Annotated in this window: 11 protein-coding genes; 5 read left to right on the forward strand and 6 right to left on the reverse strand. The window is 64.8% G+C overall.

From position 1 onward, the window contains the following. Positions 1-148: 148 nt before the first annotated feature. From VC352_RS22855 to lptM, 6 genes are all read right to left on the reverse strand, one after another. Positions 149-850 carry an HAD-IA family hydrolase gene (locus tag VC352_RS22855; protein WP_322981796.1) on the reverse strand — a complete coding sequence of 234 codons (702 nt, stop codon included), beginning with the start codon at positions 848-850 and terminating at the stop codon, positions 149-151. Beyond that, a complete protein-coding gene (gene xerC, locus VC352_RS22860) occupies positions 847-1,749 on the reverse strand; it encodes a tyrosine recombinase XerC (RefSeq protein ID WP_322981797.1) in 903 nt (300 codons plus the stop codon). The genes VC352_RS22855 and xerC overlap by 4 nt, the downstream gene beginning before the upstream one ends. A 201-nt stretch (positions 1,750-1,950) precedes the next feature. Then, positions 1,951-2,649 (reverse strand): DUF484 family protein, encoded by a 699-nt coding sequence (locus tag VC352_RS22865; RefSeq protein WP_322981798.1) that lies wholly within the window; start codon positions 2,647-2,649, stop codon positions 1,951-1,953. Then, a complete protein-coding gene (gene dapF / locus VC352_RS22870; RefSeq protein WP_322981799.1) occupies positions 2,646-3,476 on the reverse strand; it encodes a diaminopimelate epimerase in 831 nt (276 codons plus the stop codon). The genes VC352_RS22865 and dapF overlap by 4 nt, the downstream gene beginning before the upstream one ends. A gap of 10 nt (positions 3,477-3,486) precedes the next feature. Next, on the reverse strand, positions 3,487-4,734 hold the full coding sequence (gene lysA / locus VC352_RS22875; protein ID WP_322981800.1) for a diaminopimelate decarboxylase: 1,248 nt from the start codon (positions 4,732-4,734) through the stop codon (positions 3,487-3,489). 12 nt (positions 4,735-4,746) lie between these two features. Continuing rightward, entirely contained in the window at positions 4,747-4,872 is a 126-nt protein-coding gene (lptM, locus tag VC352_RS22880) for an LPS translocon maturation chaperone LptM (protein ID WP_268180623.1), read from the reverse strand. Between the two features lie 134 nt (positions 4,873-5,006). Between lptM and VC352_RS22885 the strand changes: the two genes are divergently transcribed. The 5 genes from VC352_RS22885 (at position 5,007) to VC352_RS22905 (ending at position 8,063) form a co-directional block, all read left to right on the forward strand. Further along, positions 5,007-6,044 (forward strand): AraC family transcriptional regulator, encoded by a 1,038-nt coding sequence (locus VC352_RS22885; RefSeq protein ID WP_322981801.1) that lies wholly within the window; start codon positions 5,007-5,009, stop codon positions 6,042-6,044. Positions 6,045-6,111: 67 nt separating this feature from the next. Beyond that, a complete protein-coding gene (gene cyaY / locus VC352_RS22890; protein WP_322981802.1) occupies positions 6,112-6,444 on the forward strand; it encodes an iron donor protein CyaY in 333 nt (110 codons plus the stop codon). Further along, positions 6,434-6,625: a DUF1289 domain-containing protein gene (locus VC352_RS22895; RefSeq protein WP_322981803.1), complete on the forward strand. Its 192-nt coding sequence runs from the start codon at positions 6,434-6,436 to the stop codon at positions 6,623-6,625. Before cyaY ends, VC352_RS22895 begins: the two co-directional genes overlap by 11 nt. Positions 6,626-6,796: 171 nt before the next feature. Further along, positions 6,797-7,204 (forward strand): nucleoside diphosphate kinase regulator, encoded by a 408-nt coding sequence (gene rnk, locus VC352_RS22900; RefSeq protein ID WP_322981804.1) that lies wholly within the window; start codon positions 6,797-6,799, stop codon positions 7,202-7,204. A gap of 58 nt (positions 7,205-7,262) precedes the next feature. Continuing rightward, a complete protein-coding gene (locus tag VC352_RS22905; RefSeq protein WP_322981805.1) occupies positions 7,263-8,063 on the forward strand; it encodes a lipase family protein in 801 nt (266 codons plus the stop codon). Positions 8,064-8,165 lie beyond the last annotated feature (102 nt).

The following is an 8,165-nucleotide window of genomic DNA, read 5'->3' on the forward strand; positions in this document are numbered from 1 at the left end:
GAAACCAAAGATATCAGCAAAAACGCGGCAATCTGGAAGAAACACCGGAACAACCAGCAAGCCAGCACAAACTTGCCAGTCCAGTTTCAACCAAGCATTTCAACCCTAAAGCGCAAAAAGCCCATCTATAGGATTCCCCGGATAAGGCTTAGCGCAGCCAGCTATCCAGTAGCCCCGGCAGTTCGGAAAGGCTGCTGATCTGCGCATCCGGCGTGCCCTGGCCTTCCCAGGTTAGCCCTCGCGGATTGAACCAGATGGCGCGCATGCCGGCCGCCTGGGCGCCGGCGATGTCGTCGCTGGGGTGATCGCCGATATGCACGGCGCGCTCGGCAACCACACCGCCCGCGCGGCTGAGCGCCTCGCGGAAGGGCTTCGGGTCGGGTTTGCCCACGCCCAGTTCCTCGGCGCACAAGGCAAACTGGAAATATTCAGCCAGGCCCAGGCGGCGCACGTCGGCATTGCCATTGGTGATCACCCCGAGCATGAAGCGCTCGGCCAGCGCCTCCAGCGTCGGATGCACTTCGGCGAACAGCTCCACCTGATGGCGCGCGCTGAGAAACACCTGAAAGCCGGCCTCGGCCAGTGCCTGTGCCTCGCCGTGTGGATAACCGGCGTCTTCCAGGGCGTGGAACAGAATGCGTCGGCGCAGCTCGCTAAGGCGATGCTTGAGCATCGGCTCGGCTTCGAGCAAGCGGCTGCGCACGGCCCACAGGTGCTCGATCGGCACTCCACCGAGACGGGGTGCATGCAGGGCCAGCCAGTTGCGCAGGGCGGCTTCGGCGTCCTGTATCACCGGGGTGACGTCCCACAGGGTGTCGTCGAGGTCGAAGGTGATCAAGTCGATGCTCATTCGCTACCGCCTTTGCGCTTGGCGCGTGGATGGGCCTGGTCGTAGACGTTGGCCAGATGCTGAAAGTCCAGGTGGGTGTAGATCTGCGTGGTGGCGATATCGGCGTGGCCGAGTAGTTCCTGCACGGCGCGTAGATCCTGCGAGGACTCCAGCATATGGCTGGCGAAGCTGTGGCGCAGCATATGTGGATGCAGGTGCTGGCCCAGCTCGCGCACGCCAGCCTGGCGCACCCGCAGTTGCACCGCTCGTGGCCCGAGGCGGCGGCCCTGCTGGCTGATGAATACCGCACCATCGCTCGGGTTGGCCAGTTTGCGCAGCGGCAGCCAATGCTCCAGCGCCTGGCGCGCCAGGCTGCCGACCGGCAGTTCGCGCACCTTGTTGCCCTTGCCGCGCACACGCACCAGGCCGGCGGGCAGATCGAGGCCGTCGAGGTCGAGACCGACCAGCTCGGACAGGCGCAAACCGGAGGAGTAGAACAGCTCGAGCATGGCCTGGTCGCGGCGGGCGATGAAGTCGTCCTCCACGGCGCCGTCGAGCAACTGCGCGCTGCGGTCGGCATCCAGGGTGCGCGGCAGGCGGCGTTCGCGTTTCGGCGGGCTGAGGCCGGTGGCCGGGTCGTGACGGCACAGGCCTTCACGCAGCAGGTATTGATAGAGGCCGCGGGTGGCCGAGAGCAGTCGTGCCAGGCTGCGGCTGGATAGGCCCTGCTGATGCAGGCGAGAGATCAGGCGGCGCAGATTACGGGTATCCAGTGCGGCCCAGTCGCTCAGGCTTTCGGCTTCGCAGAAGGCCTGCACCTTGGCCAGATCGCGGCGATAGCCATCGAGGGTATGCACCGACACCTGGCGCTCGCGGCGCAGGTGTTCGAGGTAGGCATCAAGGTGGGTTTCAAGTGTCACGTGTCGGGCTCCGAGCGGGCCGAAGGTGGATGAGCCTCGTCATCCACCCTACACGACCTAGCAGGCCGTTGAAAAACTACCTGCGTTGCCATTGCTGCGTTAAAAACAGCCTCAAAATGCTCATTTACAACACGTAAACTGCGCTTTTTCGGCTGTTTTTGCCTTGCACTGGCTGCCTCGCCTACGTTTTTCAACGGCCTGCTAGCGTACCGAACGCAGCGGGGTAGAGAAGCCTGGCAGAACGCGCGCCAGCACTTCGGCGATATAGCCGAGGAACAGCGTGCCCAGCGAACTCTTGTAGTGCTGCGGGTCGGCACTGCCGATGGCAAGGACGCCATGCAGGCCCTGATGGCTGAGGCTGACCACCGCTGCTGAACCGACCTGGCTGGCCTCGTCCTTGCCGAACAGGAACTCCAGCTCGTGCGGGCGCAGCACGCCGCAGATGGTCTTGCCGCCGCTGAGCAGGCCGCCGATCTGCTGGTGCGCTTCGGCCGAGCTGACCGAGCGACCGACTGGCAAGCGGTTGTCGCTGAACAGGATCAGGCCGACGAAGGGCACCTGGAACTCATGGCGCAGGCTGTCTTCGATGATGCCGACCACTTCCTCCAGGCTGCCGGCATCGAGCAGATCGAGTACCAGGCGACGGGTCTTGTCGAACAGGCGGTCGTTGTCGCGGGCTACATCCATCAGTTGGCCGAGACGATGGCGCATCTCGATGTTGCGTTCGCGCAGCAGCTTGACCTGGCGCTCGACCAGCGACACGGCATTGCCTGGCTGGTGGGGAATGCGCAGCTCGGGGATGAGTTCTTCATGGTCGATGAAGAACTCCGGGTGCAGGCGCAGGTAGGCGGCGACCGTCTCCGAGTCGAGCGTCTTGGGCGTGTCCTGCTGGTCGGTCATAGACGAACCTGTCCTTCGTAAACGCGGGCGGCGGGCCCGGTCATCATAACGGGATGGCCTTCGCCTGCCCACTCGATGGACAGCCGGCCGCCGGGCAGTTCCAGTTGCACGGGGGAATCCATCCAGCCCTGGCGAATCGCTGCGACCGCGGCGGCGCAGGCACCGGTACCGCAGGCCTGGGTTTCCCCGGCGCCGCGTTCCCACACGCGCAGGCGCGCCTGTTTGCGGCTTTGTACCTGCAGGAAACCGACGTTGACCCGTTGCGGGAAGCGCGGGTGATGTTCCAGCTTCGGCCCGAGCGTATGCACCGGCGCCTCATCGACATTGTCGACGCGCAGCACGGCGTGGGGATTGCCCATCGACAGTGCGGCCAGCTCGACGCTCTGGCCGTCGACCTCGACGCGATAACTGAGCGCGGCCTGTTCGGCCTGGAACGGCACCTGTTCCGGCTGCAGACGCGGTGCGCCCATGTTGACGCAGACCTGGCCGTCGTTCTGCACGCGCAGCTCGATCACGCCGCTCTTGGTCTCGACGCGAATGACCTTCTTGGTGGTCAGGCGCTTGTCCAGCACGAAGCGGGCGAAGCAGCGCGCGCCGTTGCCGCATTGCTCCACTTCCGAACCGTCGGAGTTGAAGATGCGGTAGCGGAAGTCGACGTCCGGATGGCTCGGCGGCTCGACGATCAGCAACTGATCAAAACCAACGCCGGTGTGGCGGTCGCCCCACTGCTTGGCGTGCTTGGGCTGCACATGGGCGTGCTGACTGATCAGGTCGAGCACCATGAAGTCATTGCCCAGGCCGTGCATCTTGGTAAAGCGCAATAGCATGGCTTTACCCTCAATCTGGCAGCAGGCTTTCGCCGGCGTAGAGCTCTTGAACGGTTTCGCGACGGCGCACTTCGAACGCCTGCTCGCCATCGACCAGCACCTCGGCGGCGCGGCCACGGGTGTTGTAGTTGGAACTCATGACGAAGCCATAGGCGCCCGCCGAACGCACGGCCAGCAGGTCGCCTTCTTCCAGCACCAACTGGCGATTCTTGGCCAGGAAGTCGCCGGTTTCGCAGATCGGCCCGACCAGATCGTAATTGCGCGCCTCGCCTTCACGCGGCTGCACCGGCGAGACGTCCATCCAGGCCTGATACAGGGCTGGGCGGATCAGGTCGTTCATCGCCGCATCGATGATGGCGAAATCCTTGTGCTCGGTGTGCTTGAGGTATTCCACCTGGGTCAGCAGCACGCCGGCATTGGCGACAATGAAGCGGCCCGGCTCGAATACCAGCGACAGGTCACGGCCGGCCAGGCGCTTGCGTACGGCGGCGATGTAGTCACCGGCCAGCGGCGGCTGCTCGTCGCGGTACTGCACGCCGAGGCCACCACCGAGATCCAGATGCTTGATGGTGATGCCGCGCGCGGCCAACTTGTCGACCAGCAGCAGCAGGCGATCCAGCGCATCGAGGAAGGGCTCGAGGGTGGTCAGCTGCGAGCCGATATGGCAGTCGACGCCGATCACGTCCAGGTTCGGCAGCTCGGCGGCGCGGGCGTAGACCGCCTCGGCCTGCTCGATGTCGATGCCGAACTTGTTTTCCTTGAGGCCGGTGGAGATGTACGGGTGAGTGCCGGCGTCCACGTCCGGGTTGACCCGCAGCGATACCGGCGCCTTGACGCCCAGCTCGGCAGCGACCTTCTGCAGGCGCTCCAGCTCGACGCTGGATTCGACGTTGAAGCAGTGCACGCCGACTTCCAGGGCGCGGCGCATGTCGTCGCGGCTCTTGCCGACGCCGGAGAAGACGATGCGGCTCGGCTCGCCGCCGGCGGCCAGCACGCGCTCCAGCTCACCGCTGGAAACGATGTCGAAGCCGGCGCCGAGGCGCGCCAGGACGTTCAGCACGCCGATGTTGGAGTTGGCCTTGACCGCGAAGCAAACCAGATGCGGCATGCCGGCCAGGGCGTCGGCATAGGCACGGTACTGCCCTTCGATGTGCGCGCGGGAATAGACATAGGTGGGCGTGCCGAAGCGCTGGGCCAGCGCAGACAAGGCAACGCCTTCCGCGAACAGCTCACCGTCGCGGTAGTTGAAGGCTTCCATGGTGGGCTCCTGTCAGAGTTCGAAACGGTCTCGGCTGTTGCCGGCTTTTTCGTCGCCCGGCATGTACAGCGGGCCTTTCTGGCCGCAGCCGGCCACCAGGCAGACAACGGCGAGGAGCGCGAGGGTCAGTCGCTTCATGGGACAGTCCTTGAAAAAAGCGTGAATTGCGCCGGAGTATACCGACCACCCGCGACCTTGCCTATGCGCCGGGCGCCCGTCCGGCGGGGGCTGGCCGAATCGGCCGGGTACAGGGGGGCTATCGAGGAGAGTGGATGGAACATCCCGCGACACTGGCCGGCTCGGTCTCTGTGGCTTACCTGCAGGGGCTGGTCGAGCACCTGGAGCGTCATGGCGTCGCCGCGCCTGCGCTGCTCGCCCGTGCGCGGCTGACGCCCGCGCTGTTGCAGCAGCGGGAGCGGCGCGTCGCTGCCAGCGCTTACCTGCAACTGCTCGGCGAGGGCTGTCGGCTCAGTGGTGACGATTGTCTCGGCTTGCACCTGGGTGAGGCCGTGCGCCCCGGTTACTACGGTGTGCTCGGTCATCTGGTGATGAGTTGCGCCACCTTGGGTGACGCACTGCATCGCCAGGCACGCTACGCCTCTCTGGTTGGCAGCCTGGGGCGCGTAGGGCTGGACGACGAGCCGTCACGCGCCGGCTGCGAAGCGTTGGTGGCGCATAGCTGGGCGCCGTTTCTGGTGCAGCAGCAACGGCAGGTCAGCGAGGAGACCCTGGCCGGTTGGGTCAGTTTCGGGCGCTGGATCACCGGCCTGGACATTCCGCCGAGCGAGGTGCGCTTCCGGCATGCGGCGCCGGCCGATACGTCCGAGCACCAGCGTATCTTTCGTTGTCCGGTTTTGTTCGAGCAGGCCGACAATGCACTGGTGTTTCCCAAACGGCTGCTGAATCTGCCCTTGAGCCAGGCCGATGCGCAGGTACGGGCAATGTTCGAAGGTTATGCCGAGCGCCTGCTCGCCGAACTCGAGCAGGGCCGCAGCGTGCTCGACCGTGCACGGCTGATACTGGCCCAGCAACTGCCGGAGCAGGGCGCCGATCTGCAGGCCATCGCCAGCGCGTTGGCGCTCAGCCCGCGCACTCTGCAACGGCGCCTGGGTGAAGCCGGCCTGTCGTTCAGCCAGTTGGTCGACGAAACCCGCCAGCAACTGGTGCTGCACGCGCTGCATGAGCCTTCTCTGGATCTCGGCGAAATTGCCTTTCGCGTCGGTTTCAGCGAGCCGGGTTCGTTGCTCAGGGCCTTTCGTCGCTGGACGGGAACGACTCCGGGCGAGTACCGTCGCCACCTTGGCGCCTAGGCGGCTTACCGCAGCCTGGCGTTTTCGCCTATTTTTTGCAGTCGTTGCACCGAGTGAGGACACCCCGATGAGCCTGAGCGAAGCCCGCTTCCACGATCTGATCGATGCCACCCAGCAAGCGGTGGAGGACATCTTCGACGACAGCGGCCTGGACGTTGACCTGGAGAACAGCGGCGGCGTGCTGACCGTGCGCTTCGAGAACGGCACCCAGTTGATCCTCAGCCGCCAGGTGCCGATCCGTCAGCTCTGGGTGGCCGCGCGTTCGGGCGGCTTCCACTTCGATTACGACGAGGCCGAGCAGCACTGGATCTGCGACACCAGCGAAGAACTGCTGAGCGAGATGCTCACCCGCTTCGTGGTCGAGCAGGCTGGTGCCGAGCTGGAGTTCGATGAGATCTGAGCCGCACCCGCCGGCCTCGCCCTGCCGCCGGCAGTGTTGCCTGAACGATCAGGATATCTGCATCGGTTGCGGACGCAGCCTGCAGGAGATTCTTGACTGGGGCGCTGCCGATACGCAGCGGCGCCGGCAGATCTGTCAGGCCGCCGAAGCGCGGCTACTATCGCGCAAATCACCGAGCTGACCTGCCAGTCTTGTTTATTCGGCCAGCTGTGTTACGGTCGGCAAAACGTTGTGAAACCCCGTCTCCAAGACGGGGTTTTGCTTTTTTGAGCCATGGAATCCGTTCGCTACAGGAGAGCCGACGCGTAGTCGGCCATGGACGGTTTCTCACGCAAGGAGTCTGCCCGGCATCATGAACAGCGCACCCGCCATCACTATCACCCGTCTCGATCTGCAGCGCCTGGAGCGTCTGCTGGACTCGCTGGAGGACTTCGGCCCAGGCGCCGAAGCGCTGGAGAAAGAGCTGGCTCGGGCGCAGGTGGTCGGCCATGACGAAGTGCCGTCCGGCGTGGTGACCATGAACTCGCGCGTGCACTGCCGTGAGGAAAGCAGCGGCAAGGACTATCACCTGACCCTGGTTTATCCACAGGATGCCGGCGGTGAGGGCAAAGTCAGCATTCTTGCCCCGGTGGGCAGCGCGTTGCTGGGCCTGTCCGTCGGTCAGCATATCGACTGGCCGGTACCGAGCGGCAAGCAGCTCAAACTGACCCTGCTGGCCGTGGAGTATCAGCCGGAGGCGGCGGGCGAGTACGACCGCTGACGAGCGGCTGCATCTGAACTAGAGTGAGGTCTCGCGCCATTGGCAAGGAGGCCTCGCCATGCCCAGTCTTCCCCTCTACTTTCCGCCCAGTTGTTCGCGTGCCGATGCGTTGCAATGCGCCGATCTGGTCATGCTCGCCTATGACCAGTACGCGCAGTGGTTGACGCAACAGCGTCCACGCGTACCTGCGAACTTCCATTGGCAGTTGCCGCAACGACCCGGCTGGCAGTTTTCCGCGCCGATCTGGAGCGTCCTCAGCGAGTGGCACTTGTTCAACGAGTCGGAGCCTTTCGGCTTCGCTGCGCGCGACCCGCAGGGCGATTGCTATCTGGTGTTCCGCGGCACCGAGTCGGTGCAGGACTGGCTCGATGATCTCGACCTGGATCAGGCCGACTACCCCTGGCAGGCCGATGTCGGCCCGGTGCACGACGGCTTCCTCAAGCTCTATACCTCGCTGCGTGATCAGGCCTTGCTGGCGCTGGACGACCTGCAGCCGCAGGCGCGGCTATGGGCCTGTGGGCACAGCCTGGGCAGCGCCTTGAGCAGCCTGGCGGTGCCGGATCTGCGCCGGCGCTGGCCGGTGTTGCCGCTGCAGCACTACAACTTCGCCAGCCCGCGCCTGGCTTCGCCCGCCTTTGCCCGCTACTACAACGACCTGGCCGTGCCCACCTTGCGTCTGGTCAACGACAGTGACCTGGTGCCCGAGGTGCCGCCAGCGGACAGTGATCGCTGGTTGTATCAGCATCTGGGCGTACCGGTGACTTTTACCGCCAGCTATGCCGGCGTCGCCGACAATCACAGCATGGGCGATTGCTACCTCTACGCCCTGTTGCACCCCGAAGCGCCGATGCGCGGCTAGCAGGTCGTTTTCACGGCCTGCTAGGTGTGATCTCTCAGTAGGTTGTTCATCCGGGGCATTCCCGGAATTCTGGAAGCGCGACCAACACAGCCTTCCAGGAGC

It is taken from the genome of Pseudomonas sp. C11 (assembly GCF_034683865.1).
In the GTDB taxonomy this organism is placed as follows: Bacteria; Pseudomonadota; Gammaproteobacteria; order Pseudomonadales; family Pseudomonadaceae; genus Aquipseudomonas.

Bases quoted from the DNA above. Each gene is read 5' to 3' on its own strand.
- VC352_RS22855 (WP_322981796.1), bottom strand. From the start codon at position 850: ATGAGCATCGACTTGATCACCTTCGACCTCGACGACACCCTGTGGGAC.
- VC352_RS22865 (WP_322981798.1), bottom strand. From the start codon at position 2,649: ATGACCGACCAGCAGGACACGCCCAAGACGCTCGACTCGGAGACGGTC.
- dapF (WP_322981799.1), bottom strand. From the start codon at position 3,476: ATGCTATTGCGCTTTACCAAGATGCACGGCCTGGGCAATGACTTCATG.
- lysA (WP_322981800.1), bottom strand. From the start codon at position 4,734: ATGGAAGCCTTCAACTACCGCGACGGTGAGCTGTTCGCGGAAGGCGTT.
- lptM (WP_268180623.1), bottom strand. From the start codon at position 4,872: ATGAAGCGACTGACCCTCGCGCTCCTCGCCGTTGTCTGCCTGGTGGCC.
- VC352_RS22885 (WP_322981801.1), top strand. From the start codon at position 5,007: ATGGAACATCCCGCGACACTGGCCGGCTCGGTCTCTGTGGCTTACCTG.
- cyaY (WP_322981802.1), top strand. From the start codon at position 6,112: ATGAGCCTGAGCGAAGCCCGCTTCCACGATCTGATCGATGCCACCCAG.
- VC352_RS22895 (WP_322981803.1), top strand. From the start codon at position 6,434: ATGAGATCTGAGCCGCACCCGCCGGCCTCGCCCTGCCGCCGGCAGTGT.
- rnk (WP_322981804.1), top strand. From the start codon at position 6,797: ATGAACAGCGCACCCGCCATCACTATCACCCGTCTCGATCTGCAGCGC.
- VC352_RS22905 (WP_322981805.1), top strand. From the start codon at position 7,263: ATGCCCAGTCTTCCCCTCTACTTTCCGCCCAGTTGTTCGCGTGCCGAT.